This window comes from Rhizobium laguerreae (assembly GCF_002008165.1).
Lineage (GTDB): Bacteria > Pseudomonadota > Alphaproteobacteria > Rhizobiales > Rhizobiaceae > Rhizobium > Rhizobium laguerreae.
The window spans coordinates 135248-155204 of the sequence record NZ_MRDM01000008.1; the positions used below are offsets into that span (position 1 = coordinate 135248).

Below are 19957 nucleotides of genomic sequence, written 5' to 3' on the forward strand. Positions count from 1 at the left end.
CAGGCGCCTACTGCGTACCGCCGTTGGTCAGGATCATCAGCGCCGGCGACTGCTGGGTGGCGTTCTGGACGTCGTACATCGCGGTGAACCGCCGCAGCAGCTTATCGACCTTCTTCGGGTCCTGGAGGTCCTCGAGCTTGACGAAGCGGTTGATGAGATCGGCCTGCTTGGCGACATCCATGCCGGAGATCTGCGACGGCAGGCTGTAGGCTGTGGTGATGACCTGATAAAGCGCCCTGTCGCCGAGGATCCCATAGATCGAGGTGATGCTCGAGGCCTTGCGGCTGAAATAGAGCGCCAGGCGGACGCCGTCGTTGCTTTCGCCCTCCTGGTTTTCCATCGTTTGCTGAACGTAGAGCTCCTGGGTGTGTTCCTCGGCCGCCTTGTTCTGGATGGTACCGATCTTGGCACGGGTCAGGTTGCCGTCCTTGTCGAAATTGAAGGCGGCGACGATGTCCTTGAATCGCGCGTCGGCGGTGGCGTTGAGATAGCTCTTCTTGTCGTCGGGATCGGAGGTGAAGATCTTCTTCAGCGTTGCCTTGTCGTAGTCCTCGGGGTCAAGGTTATTCGCCTTCAGCACCAGGTCGGTCAGCCGGCTGTCGTCGAGGAAATCGTCGAGCGACTTTACCTTTGCCATGCCCTTGGCGAAATAATCGACTTCGGCCGTCGCATCCTTCGCCGCCTTGTCCTTCACCGGACCGTCCTTCATCAGCATGGTGATATGCGATCTATAGTCGGTGGCGTATTTGGCCATTGTCGCGTCGGGCAGCGCCTGGAAGGGGGATGCTGCCTTGCCGTCGGGACCGAAGTTGAAGGCGCGCGCAAGGTTGGTGATGCGTTCATCCTTGAGCGAAGCGACATAGCCGTTCGGATCATAGGCATCGCTGGTCAGGATCTTGCGCATCATCGAACGCGATACGTCCTGGTCGGTCAGGCCGAAAGCCTGCAGCGCCACATGGAAGAGATCCGGGAGATTGTCATTGCTCTTGGTGAAATCGGCCGCCGAATTGCTGCGCAGGAAATCATTGACGCTGTTGACCTCGGAGAAATCGAGCAGGCTATTGCTGTCGGCCATAAGCTTCTGGTAGTTGGATGCGACCTCGTCGATCGCCTCGTCGCGCTCGTCGTCGTAGCGCGCCGCATAGTTGTCATTGGTGGTCTGCGCCTGATCGGCCGTCTGGACCGAGCTGACGACTGGAAGCGATCCATCGGCGGCGAAGTTGAAGTCGGCATTGAGATCAGCGTGGCCGGCTGCTGCAGCCGCCGTCGCATCGGTCAGGATGCTCTTCAGGTCGGCGTCCGAGATATCGAAAGGCAGATTGTAAGTGCTCTTCAGGAAATTGGTGATGGCGTCATCGGCGATGAGATCATCGACATTGGCGATCGGCCCCATCCGTGCGGAATAGTCGTTGGTCCGCGCTGTCGCACTAATTTTCGTATTGCTGATCTGGGCGGCCGTCTGCGCCTGCATACCATCTTCAAGCGTGCCGTCCGCCTTGAAATTGAAGGCAGCAGCAACGTCGGCATAAGTGCCGGTGCCGCTCTGGTCGGTCAGGATATTCCTGAGATCGAGATCACTGACCGTCGACGGGATGCCGAAGGCGTTGCGGACGAAATTGTTCAGTTTCTGGTCGGCCAACAACTGATCGACGTCCGAGATGCCGGCGATGGTCGCCTGATAGTAGACGGCCGCATCATTGGCCTTGCTGGTGGTGCTCGCGCTCTGCGAGGCACTTTGCGAGGCGTAAAGGGTGGCGACAGAACCGTCCGTCTTGAAATTGAAAAGATCGTGGACGTCGCCATAGCCCTGGGCGCTGGCGGCCGCGGGATCGATCAGGAAGGTCCTCAACGTCGCATCGGAGACGCTGTCTGCGATTTGCATGCTGTTTCTGATGTAGCTGACGGCAACGGCATCGGACATGATGTCATCGACATTGGTGACATTGCCGATCATGCCGTTGAAATGCGCGGCGTTCGCAGCCGACTTGTCGGTAGTCGACTTTCGTTGCGCTTCCGTCTGAATTATCGAACCGTTAATCGAACCGTCCGCCTGGAAATTGAAGTCGGCATTGATGTCGGCATGGCCCTGAGCCGCGGCATAGGCCGGATCCGTCAGAATGCTCTTGAGGTCGGCATTGCTAAAATTCGTACCGAGACCATAGGCATCCTTGACATAGCGCGCCAGCACGTCATCGGCGAGCAGATCATCGACATTGGTGATGCTGCTCGATTGCGAGGTCAAGGTATAATAACTGCCGGTGTTCGACGCAGCCGACTGCAGGTTGTTCGCCTGGGCGATAGACTGGGCGCGCGCCGTGCTCGACGTCGAACCGTCCGCCTTGAAATTGAAAGCATTGTAGACATTGGTAAAGCCCATCAGCTGGGCATAACCGGGATCGGTCAGCACCGCGCGCAGCGCTGCAGCGGTAAAGTCGGCGCCCATGCTGTAGGCTGTCTTGATATACGAGGTCAGCCGGTTGTCGGCGACCAGGTCATCGACATTGGTGATCGTGCCGATCTTGCCGGTGTAATAGGCCTTGTTGTATTCGGCCGCCGTCTTGCCGACATAGTAGACGTCGGAGCCGACCGAATTGTCGATGATGACCGATTGAGAATTCAGCGTGTAGGACTCGATGACCGAAGCCTTCTGCGCGGCGGTCTGGGCCGTGCCGGTGACGGTGCCGTCGGCGTTGAAGCTGAACTGGGCGGCAAGCGCCTTATACTTGTCGCCGCCCTGCGTATTGACGACGCTCGTGGGGTCGCTGAGATCGCTGGTCAGCACCTGCCGCAGAAAGTCCTTCGACGCATAGGTGGGATCGATCTTGTAGGTCTTCAGCACATAGGTGCGCAACCGGGTGTTGTTGACCAGATCGTCGACGCTCTGCACGCTATCGATATTGTTGCTGTAATAGGTGCTCTCGGCGTTCGCGGCCTTTTCGGCATCGGCGAAGGATTGCTTGTAGAGGCCGATGAGCTCGTCCTCCTGCGCATCCGTCTGCACGTCCTTCTCCGGCGCGTTGAAATTGAAGGCGGCGGCGAATTCGCGGTAGCGCGTATCGGAGAGCTTGTTGGCGTAGCTGTCGGGATCGGTGAGATCGCTTTCCAGCACCTTCTTCATGAAGGCCTTGGCGTAGGTCATGTCCTCGAGGCCATAGGCCTTCATCGCATAGCTGTAGAGCTTGTAGTCGCCGAGGAAGTCGTCGACATTGGTGACCTTGTTGATATGGTCGGCGTAATACTGGGCATCCTTCTTGACCGTCGTCTGCGACGCGACCTTGTTGAGGCTCGACGTCATGTCCCGCGACAGGATCGTGTAAGCGAGGGAAGCCGTGATCATGGAAAGCGCCCTTTTCGGCAAAATCTCTAAAAGAACGGACGAAATGCTGGTGAGCATATTTTGCCATAGAAAGCTTACCTGAGGCTTACCTGCGGATGCATCATTCCAGGACACCACACCGTTCACCTTCCGGAAACCCTGCCGGATTCGGTTTTGATAACCATCAGAGGAGGCAAAGTTTTCTTAACCGCAATTTTTAAGCTGTACGGAACGGCGGCTGCCTATTGTCGGCCATAGAGGACGAAAAGTCCCAAGGAGAAGACCGGAAATCGGCTCTCAGGTAAGACAAGGGTAGAATGAAATGAACAATCCCGTTATGAAGCCCGCCTGGGCTGGCACGACGTTACGCCTCGATCCGTCCCGCTTTCCCCAGCAGGTCAGCTACGCCATCCACGATTGTTCGGATGACGTCAATATCACCATAGACGAACGCGGTGCGGTCCTGCGCAAGGTCCTCCCCTCCAGCGGCCTGCCGCTCTCGATTGCGCTGCCGAAGCGCGTTTTCAAGGGCGTCGCCGCCCGCGCCATCGACCATGGCGACGGCGATGTCACTGTCACTCTCGAACTCCATCACACCGATCCGGAGCTCTGCATTCCGCTGCTCGTCGCCCATGATCTCAGCGACATCGCCGCCGACTGGCGAAGCTGGTCCGAAGCCTTCCGCATTCCGATGCTGATGGTCGAGGCCGACGGCGTCGCCCGGCCGCTCGAGGATCACATCGGCGCCTTGCGCACCAGCGACCTCAAGCCGCGCCGCCGTCATTCCTACTTCGCCAACCGCCGCCCGCGCTTCCTCGTGCGCCGCACCACCGGCCGGCTGGGCGTCGCCATGAAGATTGAGGGCAAGGAAATTATCGCCCGGACTTAAGCGAGATCGCGAAAGTCCCAATGTGGCAATGCCATTTTGAAACCCGGCGCCCGCGCCGGGTTTATCGTTTCATCCACCGTCCCAATCAGGGAATGGCAAACAGCAGCGAGACGAAGAGGCCGAAGAAGATGATCAGGCCGACGCGGTTGTTCGATTTGAAGAGCGCCAGGCACTGGTCGGGATCGTTGATATCGAGCCGGACGATCTGCCAAGCGAACATGCCGGCGGCGCCGAGCAAGGCCAGGAAAGCGATGAGATTGGCGCCGGCGAGAGCGAAAGCGATAAACATCAGCAGCAGCGTCAGCCCATAAAGGCCGATCAGCCATAACCGTGTCCTGTCGCCGAACAGGCGCGCGGTGGAGCGGACGCCGATCAGCTCGTCATCCTCCTTGTCCTGATGCGCATAGATCGTGTCATAACCGATCGTCCAGGCGACGGAGGCGGCGTAGAGCAGGATAGCGGCGAAGGAGAGCCCGCCCATAATCCCGGCCCAGCCCATCAGCGCGCCCCAGGAGAAGGCAAGTCCGAGGTAGAATTGCGGCCAGTCGGTGAAACGTTTGGCATAGGGATAGAACGCCACGATCCCGAGCGAGAGCACGCCGAGGAAGACGTTGAGCCAGTTGAACTGCAACAGCACGATGAGGCCGACCAGCGCCTGCAGGCCGATGAAGATTTTCGCGTGGGCACGCGTGACGCGGCCGGAGGGCAGCGGACGCGACCGCGTGCGCGCCACTTCCATGTCAATCTCGTGGTCGACGAGATCATTATAGGTGCAGCCGGCGCCGCGCATGGCGACCGCGCCGATGAAATAAAGGAACAAATGAGACACCAGCAAGCTGCCGGAATAGATCCCCTCGCCGATCGCCGCATTGGCCGCAAGTGTCGCCGACCAGAAGCACGGCCACATCAAGAGCTGCCAGCCGATGGGGCGGTCCCAGCGTGCGAGCTGTGCATAAGGCCAAAGCCATGGCGGCAGGATCCGGTAGACCCAGTTATCGGAAGGTGCGTCGGAGACGCGATCGTTGAAGTCGCCGGTATCGTGCATGCCGCTCATCTAGCGGCGGGCCGTCGATGCGGTCAAGAAGCGATCATTGCACTGCCATTTGCATCACCGTTGGATCGATTCTGATCCAACGGTGAAATTATAGGGCAATTCAAAGCATTACAGCGCTGCGCATCTGAGATGGGATGCGCAGCCGCGTCAATCACTGCAGTGAGAAATTGAACTTGTAGGTCGCCGAGACGCCGATCAGGACCTGGTTCTTCGAGCCGCGGTCACGCACGAGGCTGCTGTCGGCGGCAGGGCCTGCCAGCCGCTTATATTCGAGGAAGGAACTTGCCGAGAGGTTTTCCGTCGCCTTCCAGGTCAGCGCCGCGCCTGCGCCATAGGATTGGATGCCAGACGACGGCTTATAGGGATCAAGGCCGCTTGCCGCCGCCTGCTTGGCGTTGACGCCATAATAGGCGTCGTAATAGCCGCTGGTGGCGAAGGTCGCACGCGGGCCGCCTGATAGCTGGAGGTCGGGGGCGATATCGGTGAAGGCATCGACCGCGAGATCGGCGACGATGCCGTCATGCGAGCGGATGCCCTGGCGGACTTCGGCGCGGGCACGAAGGAAATCTGTCGGGTAGACCTCGACGAAACCGCCGGCTTCCGCCCCCCATTTGACCTTCTTCAAGCCCTTCAGCTCGCTGCCGTCGCCGTCATCGCGCGACGGCACGAACCTGCCGACGATGCCGGCGCGGAAAGCGCCCTTGTCGATGAGGGCGAAGGACGGATTGTCGTTGCGCGAGGAAAAACGCGGGCCGGCGCCTTGGCGACCGACCGAGATCAACGGGCTGAACTTGAATTCATTGTGCGACGAGCCCTCGAATTTCGGGGCGGAGAAGCCAGCGACGCCGACGCTCAAATACCAGTCGCCGGACCAGAAGTGCTGGCCGCTTTCCTGGGCGGCCGCCGAGCCAGCAGATAAAAGGGCAATAGCCAAAGAGATCGATACGACTGATCGATGAGACACGTCCACACTCCAGAAAACGCAAAAACAAAGCCGCGGAGGGCGGCGCTCGCTACATCTATCCCGATGTCGTTACCCCAATGTTAACCACGGCGGCGAGATTGAGCAGGCAGACGACTGCGTCTGGTTTTTACCGCTGGTTCCAGCGGCGGATGACCGGCTCGGTCAGATCGTGCTCGTAGCCGAGCACGCTGATGCTGGCCGTATCGAGTACGAAACGGGAGCCGTCTTCCGGCGGCAGGCCGAGCCAGCGGGCGGCGAGGACGCGCAGGAAATGCGAGCTCGAAAAGACCAGGATGGTGCCGGCCGTTTGACGAAGTCCGCTAATCACGGCGTCGGCGCGATCGCCGACATCGGCGGCGAATTCGCCCTTCGGGCAGCCGTCGCGAAAGAGCTGCCAGCCGGGGCGGTTGGCAAGGATCGCCTTGGTGGTGATGCCTTCATAAGAGCCGTAGTCCCATTCGGCGAGATCGTCCTTGATCACCGCGCCCGATCCGAACCCGGCGAGCGCGCAGGTCTTGCGGGCCCGCTCGGACGGGCTCGACCAGACGGCGGAGAAGCTAAGGCCCGCCAGCCGGTCGGCGAGTTTGCGGGCGGCGGCCTCGCCGTTCGCCGTCAAGGGAATATCGCTGCGTCCGGTATGCCGCCCCGACAGGCTCCATTCGGTTTCACCGTGGCGGACCAGGTAGATCTCGGGAAACGCACTGCTCATCGGCACAACCTTTCATGAGAATTGGCTCCTCGGCAAAATCGCCAGCGGAAGCGTCATTTCCGGGGGATCAGAATGTCACCTTTTCGAGCGGGGCGCGCCTCGCCTCGAATTCCTTCAACTTCGCTTCATTCCGCGCAATGTAACTGCGATTGTCGGGAACGGCGAACTGGTTCTTGGCGATCTGGATCTGCAGGATGAAAAGCTCGTCCCAGCGGAAGCCCATTTCGGAACCCGCCAGATAGAATTCCCACATGCGGAAGAACTGCTCGTCGTAAAGTGCCACCGCTTCGGCCTTGCGCGCCACGAAACGCTCGCGCCAATGACGCAGCGTATAGGCATAATGCAGCGGCAGGATTTCGATATCCTTGACCAGCAGCCCGGCCTTTTCAAGCGGCGGCACGACCTCGCCGACGGAAGGGATGTAGCCGCCCGGGAAAATGTATTTCTCGACGAAGGCATTGGTGCCGAAGCTCGGCTTGGGGCGGCCGATCGAATGCAGCACCATGACGCCGTTGTCGTCGAGGAGATCCGATACCTTACGAAAGAAATTGCCGTAATGGCCGATGCCGACATGTTCGAACATGCCGACCGAAACGATGCGGTCGAACTTCCTGCCCGTCATGGTGCGGTAGTCCTGCAGTTCGAAACGCACCCGATTGGCAAGGCCGCGCTTTTCGGCGCGCTTACGCGAGACCTTGAGCTGTTCCTCGCTCAGCGTGATGCCGGTGAACTCGGCACCTTCCGTCGCCTCCGTCAGGTACATGCCCATGCCGCCCCAGCCGGAGCCGATCTCCAGGATGCGCTGGTTCGGCTCGAGCAGAAGCTTGGCGGCGATATGGCGCTTCTTGGCGAGCTGCGCCTCGTCGAGACCAATGCCCGGCGGCTCGAAATAGGCGCAGGAATATTGCCAGTCCTCGTCGAGGAAAAGATCGAAGAGCTTGGCCGACAGGTCGTAATGATGGGCGACATTGTGCTTGTTGCGATTGACCGGCACGCGGCTCTTCAGCTGCTGCCAGGCAATGCGGCCGAGGAGCAGTGCCGCCATCTTGAAATCGAAGATCTCGTTGGTGGTGTTCTGCTTCACCAGCGACAGGAAATCATAGATGTTGCCCTGTTCGAGAATGAACCGGCCTTGCATGTACATTTCGCCGAGCTTCATGGTCGGGTCGCGCCGGATGGCGTCCTCGGCCTCCTGATCGGCAAGGCGGGCGACAACGGTTTCACCGGTGCCGTCGCCGATAATGTGGGTTTCGCCATTGGCAAGGGTAAGTTTCAACGAACCCTTGCGGACGATTTGCTGGACGATCGATAAGAATGCCGACGCCATGGACGCCTCGCAAATGTGACAGGATGGTCACATCAACTTAATCGCTCTCTTTCGCCTTACAAGCGCCGGATTTAGCACTCCGCTCAGAACGCTGCCAAACTGTTGCATTTTTGCCGAAATTCCGGCTAAACCCTTATTTTCGCTTCATGGCTTCGGCAAGTGCTGCACCGAATGCACCCTGGCTTTCGGCTTTCTGCGCCGCCGGCCGGCGCTCGTTCTGCGGCCGGGAACCCTGACTTCCGCGAGAATCACCACGCGGCGGCGGCGCTGAAGAGCCGTCATCACGTTTCATCGAGAGAGCGATGCGCTTGCGCTTGGCATCGACTTCAACAACACGCACCTTGACGACATCGCCGGCCTTGACGACCTCGTGAGGGTCCTTGACGAAACGATCGGCAAGCTGGGACACGTGCACCAGACCATCCTGGTGCACGCCGATATCGACGAAGGCGCCGAAGGCGGCGACGTTGGTCACCGTGCCTTCCAGCACCATGCCGGGCTTCAGGTCGGAAATTTCGTTGACTCCCTCGGCAAAGGTCGCGGTCTTGAAGCTCGGACGCGGGTCGCGGCCGGGCTTTTCCAGCTCTGCGATAATGTCCCTGACCGTCGGCAGACCGAATTTCTCGTCGATAAACTGGCGCGGATCGACCGATTTCAACACGGCGCTATCGCCCATCAGCGCGCGCAGATCACGGCCGCAGGCGGCAACGATCTTCTTGGCGACGCCATAGGCCTCCGGGTGGACCGAGGAGGAGTCGAGCGGCTCCTTGCCGTTGGGGATGCGCAGGAAGCCGGCGCATTGCTCGAAGGTGCGGCCGCCGAGGCGTGCGACCTTCAGCAGATCCTTTCGCGTCTCGAAACGGCCCTCGCTGTCGCGATGGCGGACGATGGCATCGGCGATCGACGGGCCGAGGCCGGAGACGCGCGAGAGCAGCGGCGCTGACGCCGTGTTGAGGTCGACACCGACGGCATTCACCGCATCTTCCACCACGGCATCGAGCGAACGCGACAGCTTCTGCTGGTCGACGTCATGCTGATACTGGCCGACGCCGATCGACTTCGGCTCGATCTTGACCAGTTCGGCCAGCGGGTCCTGCAGGCGCCGCGCGATGGAGACGGCGCCGCGCAGCGACACGTCGAGATCGGGAAACTCAGCCGCTGCCGTCGCCGAGGCGGAATAGACCGAGGCGCCGGCTTCCGAGACGATGACCTTGGTCGGCTTCGGCGCCGGCAACTCGGCCAGCATGTCGGCCACCAGCTTTTCGGTTTCGCGGCTGCCGGTGCCGTTGCCGATCGAGATCAGCTCGACATTATGCTTGCGGATCAGCGATGCGAGTTCGACCTGGGCGCCACGCACGTCGTTCCTCGGCTGGAAGGGATAGACGGTCGATGTCGCCACCACCTTGCCGGTGCCGTCGACGACGGCGACCTTGACGCCGGTGCGGATGCCGGGATCGAGGCCCATCGTCGCGCGCGAGCCGGCGGGCGCTGCCAAAAGCAGGTCCTTGAGATTGCGGGCGAAGACATGGATCGCCTCCTCTTCGGCCCTTTCGCGCAGTTCCCGCATCAGGTCGAGCGAGAGCGACATGGAAAGCTTGACGCGCCAGGTCCAGCTTGCGACCTCCATCAGCCAGCGGTCGCCGGGACGGCTCGTACCGATCTCGTAGGCCGCCACGATCATGCGTTCGACCGGCTTGTTCGGAGAAGTCGTCTCGGCGTCGGCCTCGATCGTCAGCGTCAGCACCTCCTCGTTCCAGCCGCGCAGCATGGCGAGCGCGCGGTGGCCGGGGGCGGTCGCCCAGCGTTCGGAATGGTCGAAATAGTCGGAAAACTTCTCGCCCGTCGCCTGCTTGCCGTCGACGACTTTCGCCTTCAGCAGCGCAGCCTGGCGCATATGGGCGCGCAGCTTGCCGAGAAGGTCGGCATTTTCGGCAATGCCTTCGGCGATGATGTCGCGCGCGCCTTCGAGCGCCGTCTTCACATCGGGTACATCAGCTGTGACGAAGCCTTCGGCCAATACCGCCGGTTCCCTGGCTCGGTCGGCAAGGATCGTCTCGGCGAGCGGGCCGAGGCCGCGTTCGCGGGCGATTTCGGCCCGCGTGCGGCGCTTCGGCTTGTAGGGCAGATAGAGATCTTCGAGCTCGGCCTTGGTTTCGGCACCTGCGACCTTCACCATCAGCTCGTCGGTCATCTTGCCCTGGCCGGTGATCGATTCGACGATCGCGTCGCGCCGGGCTTCGAGTTCGCGCAGATAGACCAGCCGCTCGGCGAGATTGCGCAGCTGCGTATCGTCAAGCCCGCCCGTCACTTCCTTGCGGTAGCGGGCGATGAAGGGCACGGTTGCGCCTTCGTCGAGCAGCTCGATGGCGGCTTTGGCCTGTTCGGGCCGGGCGTTGATTTCGGCGGAGATGCGGGCTGCGAGAAAACGGAGGTCTGCGGCCATGAGATTTCCTGTTTCGTCAGAGGTGGCGGGACCATAGCGGCGAAAAGCGGCAAGGCAATGTTGGAGTTTACGGCCGAGCGCCGATCCACAGGATAAGCAGGCCGGAAAGACGGCGATTTTGCGGTTGTGCAGATGCGCCATTCTTTGCTAGCAGAAGCAACGTTTTGAACCGGCGCCTATGCCATCCCTCCCCTGTCGCGGGAGGCAAGGAAATTCGACATGCCAAACCTTCTTCTCGAACTCCGCTCCGAAGAGATTCCGGCCCGCATGCAGCGCAAGGCTGCCGGCGACCTGAAGAAGCTCGTCACCGATGCGCTTGTCGAAGCGGGTCTGTCCTACGAGGGCGCACGCGAATACTGGACGCCGCGGCGGCTTGCGCTCGACATCCATGGCCTGACGGCACGCTCCGCCGATGTGCGCGAGGAACGCAAGGGACCGCGCACCGACGCCAACGAGAAGGCGATTGAAGGCTTTTTGCGCGGCGCCGGGCTTTCCTCGGTTTCCGAGGCGCAGGTGGTGAGCGATCCGAAGAAGGGCGATTTCTACGTCGCGGTCATCTCCAAGCCCGGCCGCGCGACGGAAGAGATTGTCAGCGATATTATGCCCGGCATCATCCGCGATTTTCCCTGGCCGAAATCGATGCGCTGGGGCAAGGCCTCGTCGAAGCCCGGCGCCCTGCGCTGGGTGCGGCCGCTGCAGTCGATCGTCTGTACCTTCGGCCCGGAGCATGAAGAGACTACCGTCATCCCCTTCGAGATCGACGGCATCACCGCTTCCAACATCACCTACGGCCATCGCTTCCATGCGCCCGAGGCGATCACCGTGCGGCGCTTCGACGATTATGCGGCGAACCTGGAAAAGGCGAAGGTCATCCTCGACGCCGAGCGACGCAAGGACATCATCCTGCACGATGCCCGCGACATCGCCTTTGCCAACGGGCTGGAGCTGGTGGAAGACGAAGGTCTGCTGGAAGAAGTCTCCGGCCTCGTCGAATTGCCGCAGGTGCTGATGGGCAGTTTCGAGGAGGATTATCTCTCGATCCCCTCCGAAATCATCCGGCTGACGATCAAGACCAACCAGAAATGTTTCGTGACGCGCGCGAGCGGCAGCGAGACGCTGTCGAACAAGTTCATCCTCGTCTCCAACATCCAGGCAAGCGACGGCGGCAAGGAAATCGTACACGGCAACGGCAAGGTGGTGCGGGCAAGGCTTTCCGATGCGCTGCATTTCTGGAAGCGCGACCAGGGCAATCTGCCGGATCTCGATACGCTCACGGCTTCGGCGGCAAAGTTCGGCCTCGACATCAACAAGCCGCTCGACCAGCGCATGGCCAAGCTCGATGCGCTCAACGTGACCTTCCATGCCAAGCTCGGCACGCAGGGCGCACGCGTCGCCCGCATCCGCACGCTGGCCAAGGAATTGGCTGATATCACCGGCGCCGACGCGGCTCTCACCGATCGCGCCGCCGTGCTCGCCAAGGCCGATCTGCGCACCGAAGCGGTTGGCGAATTCCCCGAACTGCAGGGCTTGATGGGCCGCAAATATGCGGTGCTGCAGGGCGAGAGTGCCTCCGTTGCCGCAGCGATCGAGGACCATTACAAGCCACAGGGTCCGTCGGACCGCGTGCCGGAGGACAGAGTGGCGATCACCATCGCCCTTGCCGACAAGCTCGATATGCTGATCGGCTTCTGGGGGATCGACGAAAAGCCGACCGGGTCGAAGGATCCGTTTGCGCTGCGCCGCGCTGCACTCGGTGTCGTCAGGATCCTGCTCGAGCGAAGGATCCGCCTGCCGCTGATGGCAACGACCAGGGATGGCGACCTGCTCTCCTTCTTCCACGACCGTCTCAAGGTCTATCTGCGCGACCAGGGCGCCCGCCACGATCTGATCGACGCCGTGCTGACGCCTGATGCCGACGACCTGTTGATGGTGGCGCGCCGCGTCGAAGCGCTGACGGCCTTCATCACCTCGGAAGACGGCAAGAACCTGCTTGCCGGCACCAAACGCGCGACGCAGCTGCTCGCCGCCGAGGAAAAGAAGGGCACCGTGATCGCCGACGGCGTTTCGCCAGCGCTTCTGAAGCTCGATGCCGAGAAGGAGCTCTTCACCGCAATCTCCAGCGCCTCGAAGGATGCCTCGGACGCCGTTGCCGGTGAGGATTTCCGCTCGGCGATGGAAGCGCTCTCCAAGCTGCGCGGCCCGGTCGACCGCTTCTTCGAAGAGGTACTCGTCAACGACGAGGACGCCGCCATCCGCGCCAACCGTCTCGCCCTGCTGCGACTGATCCGCGAGGCGACGGGAACGGTTGCGGACTTCTCGAAGATTTCGGGGTGATGTTGCCAGTACGCACGCGGCGCTTGCCACGTGGGTGCTGGGATTAAATACGTTTGGCGCCGATGTTGCGCCATCTCAAAAACATCTGCCCCTCACCCTAACCCTCTCCCCGTAAACGGGGCGAGGGGACGTGCCCTACGAGAGGTGGGCGAGGAACGGAGAGGTTGCGGCTATCCCCTTCGCCCCGCGAGCGGGGAGAAGGTGCCGGCAGGCGGATGAGGGGCTGGTGCAGTCGTTACCCCTTGAAGAGCGGCTATCCAACGCTGGCATTGCCGCCGCCGCGGCGCTATTCAAGAGACATGCAGAGCAAGATTCTCGTCAGCGCCTGTCTCATGGGCCACGCCGTTCGGTATGACGGGCGGGCGAAGCCGTTGCTTCACCCGGCGATCGAGCGTTGGCGGGCCGAGGGCCGGCTGGTGACTATCTGTCCCGAGATGTCGGCAGGCATGACGGTGCCGCGGCCGCCCGCGGAGATCGCAGAGGCGGCAACCGGCGAAGAGGTGCTGGCCGGCAAGGCGCGGGTTGTCGAGCTGACGGGCGCCGATGTGACAGAAGAATTCCTGCAGGCTGCCAAGAATGCCGTGACGCTCGCACTGCAAGCCGGCTGCCATTATGCGCTGCTCATCGACGGCAGCCCGTCCTGCGGGTCCGGTTTCATTTATGACGGCACGTTTTCCGGCCGTAAGCAGACCGGCAACGGCGTGACGGCGGCGGCGCTGAAGGCAGCCGGCGTCGAAGTGTTTTCCGATCGCGAGATCGAACTGTTGATCGAACGTATCGCGCAATGAACTTCAAAATGGCACGGCCGCCGGAGAACCGACGGCCGCTAAGAATTTGGTGATAAAATTTCTTATTGTTCCCGCGCCGTTTATGCGGCGCGGCGACCCTGATGTGCAGCGGTAGCTGTGTTGGCCCCACTGACGCGGAAGCCGCGGATGAGGTCGATCAGCTCGTCGGTATCGCTGGCGAGTGTTTCGGCCGATGCCGTGGTCTCCTCGGCCATGGCGGCATTCTGCTGGGTGGCGGCATCGAGCTGGTTCATCGACGAGGAGATCGAGCGCAGCGTCGTATCCTGTTCGGAGGCGCTGTGGGCGATCTTGGCGACGATCTCATTGGCGGCTTTGATCTGGTCGGAGATGCGCTTCAGCGCCTCGCCTGCCTCGCCGACCAGACGGACGCCGTGGTCGACCTGGCTGGAGGAGCGGGCGATCTGATCCTTGATCTCCTTGGCCGCAGCGGCGGAGCGCTGGGCAAGCTCACGGACTTCCTGGGCGACAACCGCAAAACCCTTGCCGCTTTCACCGGCGCGCGCTGCCTCGACGCCGGCATTCAGCGCCAGCAGATTGGTCTGGAAGGCGATCTCGTCGATGACGCCGATGATCTTGGTGATCTCCGACGACGACTTCTCGATGCCGCTCATCGCCTCGATCGCCTGGGTGACGATCGCATCGCTGTGGGTCGCCTCGGTGCTGACCGAGTGGACGCGTTTGCTGGCTTCATGGGCGCCATCGGCGGTCTGGCGGACGGCGACGGTCAGTTCATCGAGTGCGGCTGAGGTTTCTTCCAGGCTGGCGGCCTGGCGCTCGGTGCGCTGCGACAGCTCGTTGGAAGCGCGGCGGATCTCTTCCTTGCTGGTGCCGATATCGGTGCCCTTGGCGCTGACCTTGGCCATGGCGGCTTCGAGATGCGACAGCGCATCGTTGAAGTTATCGCGAAGGGCGGCGTATTTCTGGCCGAGATCGGCGCAGCGGACAGTGAGGTCGCCGCGGGCGATCATCTCCAGCGCCTGGCCGATCGTCGTCACCACCCGCGCCTGCAGCGTTGCTTCGTCCTGCTGCTGGCGCAGATTGTTTTCGCGCTCGCTTTCCAGCGCCAGCTGTTGGGCCGCCTCGCGATCGGACATCGCATGGCGTTCCCTGATCTTTTCCTGCAGCGACTGCGTCGCCTTGGCCATCATGCCCACTTCATTGTTCATGCCGATATGCGGGATGGCGATCGAAACATCCTCTTCGGCGACAGCCTTCAGAGCGGCATGGACGTTGTTGAGAGGTCCCGATATGCCGCGGATGACGAAGTAGGCGGCGGCCATGGCAAGGAAGAACAGGACGATGCTGCCGGACAGTGCAGTCAGGATCGTGCTGTTTATCTGCGCATCGAGATCGTCCATATAGACGCCGGTGACGACGACGACCTTCCAGGGTTCGAAGGCTTGTCCATAGGCCGTCTTGCGGTAATCGCCGACCGGCTGGCCCGGTTTGCTGGTGGAATAATATTCGACGAGACCGCCGCCCTGCTGCCCGAGCTTAACCAGTTCTTCGCGATAGAGCTTGCCCTTGCTGTCCGGCTGCGCCTTCAGGTTCTGCCCGACTTTCGCAGCGTCGTAATGGAACATCATCTGGACGTCGTAGCTATAGCCGAAGAAATAGCCGTCCGGATCGTATTTCATCCCGTTGACGGTGGTGTAGGCCTGCTTCTGGGCATCCTCCAGCGTCATTTCGCCTGATGTGACCTTGGCCTGGTAAAGCTTGAGAACGGAGACCGCCGACTGAACCTCGGCGCGCAGCATGTCGTAACGCTCCTTGTAGATCGCATCGACCGAGGAGCGGATCTGCAGGGAGGTGGCGATCGCAAAGGCGATCATCAGGCCGACGACCAGCAATATGAGCTGCTTCGATATCTTCAAATTTTTCATGACGCCTCGCAACGGGAATGGATGGCTGCATTCCGGTGCGGTTTTCTACCGCCTGTGCGAGCGCGCCAAAGAGAGGACGCGTCTACCGCTGCTAAAACAAACATGCTGCGACCGGGTAAGGAACAATTTGATGCTCACCCTATAAAAAAGCTTTAACTTTATTGTTCGCGGCGCGAGTTTCCCTAAAAATCGAGGGGTAATTTACAAAGCAAAACCGCCGGATCTCAGCATATCAAAACAAGAATGCACCCTCGCTGCTCATCGAGGGTGCATTCGGTCCACCGGTGGTGGAACCCCAATCGATCGAAACCTTGATCAGGCAGGGGCAGGGAATTTTGGTTTTAAAGCGCCGCGCACTTTTGCGCGACATGCTTTAGAAACGCAGCTTGAATTCGGAAACGTTAAGGGCTGCCGGTTGTTCCGCCATGCCGGCGGCAACGGGCTTGGCGTCGCCGCCGATGACGGCCGCCGTCGTCGCATTCATGTCGATGCCGTCGACAGGCGGGGCGGAAGGCGCCGCGGCAAGCATCGCTTCCGGGGTCGCCTTGCTGACGAAGACGACGGGCGAGCCGCCCATCCAGCCTTCGGTACGATAGATCTTCTTTTCGCCGCCGACATCTCGGATTTCACTCGCCTGGAGGACGCCAGGCTTCAGCTCCGGCACCGTATAGTCCCTCTTGGTCAGCTCGGCCTGGAGTGGCGGGCAATGGGCGCAGCTTTCGGTGACGATGCTGCCTTCAGCGGACGGCGCGGTCTTGCCAACCACCTCTATCGAGGACGCCATTGCTGAGCCTGCCATCAGCAGGATTGCCGCACCGAGGAAAATCTGACGCATCAAAGTTACTCCGTCTCATCTTGGGAGCAAATTAGCGCAGCTTTGTTTCCATCCCGTCAGGGGAAAGGGTAAAAATTTAAAGAACGCGGCGGTTTATACTCATTCCAAGCCGGTTTCGCGCTCGATCGCCCGCCAACCGATGTCGCGCCGGCAGAAGCCGTTTTCCCATCTCACCTCGTCAAGCAGCGCATAGGCGCGGTCCTTGGCCTCGGCGACCGTGCCGCCTGACGCGGTGACGTTCAGCACGCGGCCGCCGGTCGCAACCAGCGCGCCGTCCTTCAGACCCGTGCCGGCATGAAACACCTTCTCGCCCTCGCCTGCATCCGGCAGGGAGAGGATCGGCGTGTTCTTGTCGTAGGCGCCGGGATAACCCTTCGAGGCCATGACCACCGTCAGTGCCGGATCGTCGCTCCATTCGGCGTTGACCTGATCCAACGTGCCGTGGGCGGTGGCGAGCAGCAGCGGCAGGAGATCGCTCTTCAACCGCATCATCAGCACCTGGCATTCGGGGTCGCCGAAGCGGACATTGTATTCGATCAGCTCCGGCCCCTTCCTGGTGATCATCAGCCCGGCGAAAAAGACGCCGGAGAAGGGATGTCCGCTCTCGGCCATGCCGCGGATCGTCGGTTCGATGATCTCTTTCATGGTGCGCTCGACCATCTCGGCAGTCATCACAGGCGCAGGCGAATAGGCGCCCATGCCGCCGGTATTGACGCCGGTATCGCCCTCGCCCACCCGCTTGTGATCCTGGGCGGTTGCGAGCGGCAGCGCATGTTTGCCATCGCAGAGACAGAAGAAGCTCGCTTCCTCGCCATCGAGATAGGCTTCGACGACGACTTCAGCGCCGGCAGTGCCAAACGCGCCCTCGAAGCAGTCGTCGACCGCGGCCAAGGCTTCATCGAGCGTCATCGCAACCGTCACGCCCTTGCCGGCGGCAAGACCATCGGCCTTGACGACGATCGGCACGCCTTCGGCGCGGATATAGGCTTTCGCCTTCGGTCCATTGTTGAAGCGCTGGTAAGCGCCTGTCGGAATATCGTAGCGGGCGCAGATATCCTTGGTGAAGCCCTTGGAACCCTCGAGCTGGGCTGCGGCAGCGGAGGGGCCGAAGACCGCCAGGCCATCGGCGCGCAGCCGGTCGGCGAGGCCGGCAACCAGCGGCGCCTCCGGGCCGACGACGACGAAATCGATCGCCTTGTCCTTGCAGAAGGCCGCGACTGCGTCGTGATTCTCGATATTTAAGGGCACGAGGATGGCATGTTCGGCAATGCCGGGATTGCCGGGTGCGGCATAGAATTCGCTCATCAACGGCGATTGCGCCAGCTTCCAGGCGAGTGCGTGCTCGCGTCCGCCCGATCCGATCAACAGAACCTTCATGCGCCACCCTTTCCTTTTCTGTCTGGCGGTTAAGGGCCAGGGGCCGAAAGGTCAAGCAGGAAAGCTTACCAACCCCCGCCCCCACCGCCTCCACCACCGCCGCCGGACGAGCCGCCGCCGGAAAAACCGGAGGATGAGCTCGACGGCGGTGGCGCGGGAATTGTCGACGCGATGGTCGAGGCCATCGAAGAGGAAAAGCCGCCTATGCGATCGGAGAAGCTGCCACTGTTGAAGTTGCCGGAATACCAGGCGGGCGCATAGGCGGCAGCCGCGCCGGCAGCAGCTGCCGCAAGCCAGGTTTCGAAGGTGCGCGACCAGGGCTTTTCGGCGCCGAGCGCCACCGCATAGGGCAGCAGCGTCTCGAAATGCCGCGGCGACATATCAGGGGCGCCAGCCGTGTTCATCCGGTCTTTTTCGGCAAGCGTCAGATATTGGCGCAGGCCGTCTATGCCGTCCATCATCTTGGCGCCGAGCGGGGTCGGCGCGCCCATGATGAAAAAATAGAGGATGTTCAAAAGCACGATGCCGCCGACAGCAAAGAGCATCGGCGTTTCGTGCAGTTCCACCAAGGAGGAGGCAAGCGCCAGCCCCATGGTCGCCAGGATGCTGATGCCGACGAAGACGCCGATCGCGGCGGAGATGATGGCGATGATCTTGCCGAACAGCGACTTGCCGCGATGCAGCGACCTGACGAGGCCGGCGACGAAGACCGAAACGAAGACCGAGATGACGATCGGGATCAGCATCACCGCGATGGTGTCGGGCTCCAGCGAACCGAAGACGAACAGGATCACCAGGGCCGCGGCACTGAGCGCGATGCCGCCTGCGGTATAGATCAGGTTGGAATTGTAATATTTGCCGCGATGCTCCTTCTCGATCGCCGAGCGGAATGCCTGGCCGACGGACTTCACCCGCTCGCCATTGGCCTTGTCGATCGTCAGGGACGAGCCGGCACCGCCGGCAACCTTCAGCAATTCGATCTCGCCGGCCTGGAACTTCTCCTTGCCGAGCGGCTTGCCGGTGCCTTGGATGACGATCGAATTCTTCAGGTCTTCGAGTTTGACGTAACCGCGGACGGCAAGATTGAGCGCGGTGGCGGACAGCGCCGTCCAGCCCTCGCCGGAGAAGCCCTTATTGTCGATGTAGTTGACCAGCGCCGGCGAGATGCCGTCAGGCGCGTCCCAGCGCGGCACGACGACACCACGGGCGGGATCACGGCCGACCTTCAGCCAGGAGCGGGTGTAGTAAGCGAAAACGAGGATCAGGCCGCCGAAGCCGATGAAATAATTGCGGTTGTCCTTCAACCACCATGTGCTTTCCATGTCCGCGCTCGGCGGATCGATCGACCCTTTCGGCATGCGGATTGCAAAGGTCAGGCCTTCGTTGGGGCCAAGGGGCATGGTGGTGGAAAAGACCAGCCCGGCGCCGGTCTCGCTGACGCGGGCATTCTTTCCCGTCGCGCCCTCGGGGCCGGTGAAGAAGATCGTCTCCGTCGCGCCGACGCCGGGCGGCAGCTTCACCGCCGCGGTGGCCAAGCGGATCGGGAAGATCCAGCCATTGCCGGTGACGTTCCAATAGAGTTCGTCATGATCGTCGAAATAACGGATCTGGCGATTGGTCCTGTAAGTGAAGACATATCGATGACGGCCCGGCGTTACCGTCACATCGGCAGAACCGGCATAGATGCGGATACCGCCTGATATCGATTCGGTGTGCCAGGGCTCGTCCTCGCCATCGCGCTGGACCGAGACCATATCGAAATCGACGCTGCGGCGACGGCCCGCGGCATCGCTGAAATAGAGCGGGAAGTCACGGAAGATGCCGTGGTTGATCTGATTTCCCTCGGCATTGACGGTGATCGTCTCCGTCACCGACATCGCGCCGTTCTTGTCGAGCGTGATATCGGAGGCGAAACTGTCGATCACCTCGGCGGCAAAGGCCGCGGGGGCGGCAAGCATCAACAGGAGTGCAAAGCAAAATCCGAAAAACCGACGCCCCATCCCTGTCTCCCCGCCGG

13 protein-coding genes are annotated in these 19957 nt (G+C 61.5%); 3 read left to right on the forward strand and 10 right to left on the reverse strand.

Features of this window, described 5'->3' with window-relative positions; genetic code table 11:
* Positions 1–7 precede the first annotated feature (7 nt).
* Complete coding sequence (locus BS630_RS05420; protein ID WP_077976695.1) at positions 8–3337, reverse strand: DUF1217 domain-containing protein; 3330 nt, start codon at positions 3335–3337, stop codon at positions 8–10.
* Positions 3338–3638: 301 nt separating this feature from the next.
* Here BS630_RS05420 and BS630_RS05425 point away from each other — a divergent pair, with 301 nt between their 5' ends.
* Positions 3639–4205, forward strand: a complete 567-nt coding sequence (locus BS630_RS05425) for a DUF6101 family protein (RefSeq protein WP_027666623.1) — start codon at positions 3639–3641, stop codon at positions 4203–4205.
* Between the two features lie 85 nt (positions 4206–4290).
* On the opposite strand, the gene ubiA is transcribed toward BS630_RS05425, so the two are convergent.
* The 5 genes from ubiA to BS630_RS05450 all read right to left on the reverse strand — a co-directional run bounded on the left by ubiA (position 4291) and on the right by BS630_RS05450 (position 10702).
* Positions 4291–5250 (reverse strand): 4-hydroxybenzoate octaprenyltransferase, encoded by a 960-nt coding sequence (gene ubiA / locus BS630_RS05430; RefSeq protein WP_077976696.1) that lies wholly within the window; start codon positions 5248–5250, stop codon positions 4291–4293.
* Between the two features lie 160 nt (positions 5251–5410).
* Entirely contained in the window at positions 5411–6223 is an 813-nt protein-coding gene (locus BS630_RS05435) for a MipA/OmpV family protein (protein WP_017959210.1), read from the reverse strand.
* Between the two features lie 127 nt (positions 6224–6350).
* The gene (locus tag BS630_RS05440; RefSeq protein ID WP_077976573.1) at positions 6351–6932 is read right to left on the reverse strand and encodes a histidine phosphatase family protein; all 582 of its coding nucleotides are present in this window, start codon (positions 6930–6932) and stop codon (positions 6351–6353) included.
* A 67-nt stretch (positions 6933–6999) separates the two neighbouring features.
* The gene (locus tag BS630_RS05445) at positions 7000–8259 is read right to left on the reverse strand and encodes a cyclopropane fatty acid synthase (protein ID WP_077976574.1); all 1260 of its coding nucleotides are present in this window, start codon (positions 8257–8259) and stop codon (positions 7000–7002) included.
* Positions 8260–8392: 133 nt separating this feature from the next.
* Positions 8393–10702: a Tex family protein gene (locus BS630_RS05450; protein ID WP_077976575.1), complete on the reverse strand. Its 2310-nt coding sequence runs from the start codon at positions 10700–10702 to the stop codon at positions 8393–8395.
* A 219-nt stretch (positions 10703–10921) separates the two neighbouring features.
* Between BS630_RS05450 and glyS the strand changes: the two genes are divergently transcribed.
* Entirely contained in the window at positions 10922–13036 is a 2115-nt protein-coding gene (gene glyS / locus BS630_RS05455) for a glycine--tRNA ligase subunit beta (protein WP_077976576.1), read from the forward strand.
* A 299-nt stretch (positions 13037–13335) separates the two neighbouring features.
* On the forward strand, positions 13336–13824 hold the full coding sequence (locus tag BS630_RS05460) for a 2-thiouracil desulfurase family protein (protein ID WP_077976697.1): 489 nt from the start codon (positions 13336–13338) through the stop codon (positions 13822–13824).
* Between the two features lie 80 nt (positions 13825–13904).
* On the opposite strand, the gene BS630_RS05465 is transcribed toward BS630_RS05460, so the two are convergent.
* From BS630_RS05465 to BS630_RS05480, 4 genes are all read right to left on the reverse strand, one after another.
* Positions 13905–15728, reverse strand: a complete 1824-nt coding sequence (locus tag BS630_RS05465) for a methyl-accepting chemotaxis protein (protein WP_077976577.1) — start codon at positions 15726–15728, stop codon at positions 13905–13907.
* A 373-nt stretch (positions 15729–16101) separates the two neighbouring features.
* Complete coding sequence (locus BS630_RS05470) at positions 16102–16563, reverse strand: plant virulence effector HPE1-like domain-containing protein (RefSeq protein ID WP_077976578.1); 462 nt, start codon at positions 16561–16563, stop codon at positions 16102–16104.
* A 99-nt stretch (positions 16564–16662) separates the two neighbouring features.
* Positions 16663–17940 carry a phosphoribosylamine--glycine ligase gene (purD, locus tag BS630_RS05475; RefSeq protein WP_077976579.1) on the reverse strand — a complete coding sequence of 426 codons (1278 nt, stop codon included), beginning with the start codon at positions 17938–17940 and terminating at the stop codon, positions 16663–16665.
* 65 nt (positions 17941–18005) lie between these two features.
* On the reverse strand, positions 18006–19940 hold the full coding sequence (locus tag BS630_RS05480; protein WP_077976580.1) for a DUF2207 domain-containing protein: 1935 nt from the start codon (positions 19938–19940) through the stop codon (positions 18006–18008).
* Positions 19941–19957: the final 17 nt, after the last annotated feature.

Coding starts and splice junctions, on each gene's coding strand:
- BS630_RS05440 (WP_077976573.1), bottom strand. CDS start 6,932: ATGAGCAGTGCGTTTCCCGAGATCTACCTGGTCCGCCACGGTGAAACC.
- BS630_RS05465 (WP_077976577.1), bottom strand. CDS start 15,728: ATGAAAAATTTGAAGATATCGAAGCAGCTCATATTGCTGGTCGTCGGC.
- BS630_RS05445 (WP_077976574.1), bottom strand. CDS start 8,259: ATGGCGTCGGCATTCTTATCGATCGTCCAGCAAATCGTCCGCAAGGGT.
- BS630_RS05480 (WP_077976580.1), bottom strand. CDS start 19,940: ATGGGGCGTCGGTTTTTCGGATTTTGCTTTGCACTCCTGTTGATGCTT.
- ubiA (WP_077976696.1), bottom strand. CDS start 5,250: ATGCACGATACCGGCGACTTCAACGATCGCGTCTCCGACGCACCTTCC.
- purD (WP_077976579.1), bottom strand. CDS start 17,940: ATGAAGGTTCTGTTGATCGGATCGGGCGGACGCGAGCACGCACTCGCC.
- glyS (WP_077976576.1), top strand. CDS start 10,922: ATGCCAAACCTTCTTCTCGAACTCCGCTCCGAAGAGATTCCGGCCCGC.
- BS630_RS05470 (WP_077976578.1), bottom strand. CDS start 16,563: ATGCGTCAGATTTTCCTCGGTGCGGCAATCCTGCTGATGGCAGGCTCA.
- BS630_RS05420 (WP_077976695.1), bottom strand. CDS start 3,337: ATGATCACGGCTTCCCTCGCTTACACGATCCTGTCGCGGGACATGACG.
- BS630_RS05460 (WP_077976697.1), top strand. CDS start 13,336: ATGCAGAGCAAGATTCTCGTCAGCGCCTGTCTCATGGGCCACGCCGTT.
- BS630_RS05425 (WP_027666623.1), top strand. CDS start 3,639: ATGAACAATCCCGTTATGAAGCCCGCCTGGGCTGGCACGACGTTACGC.
- BS630_RS05450 (WP_077976575.1), bottom strand. CDS start 10,702: ATGGCCGCAGACCTCCGTTTTCTCGCAGCCCGCATCTCCGCCGAAATC.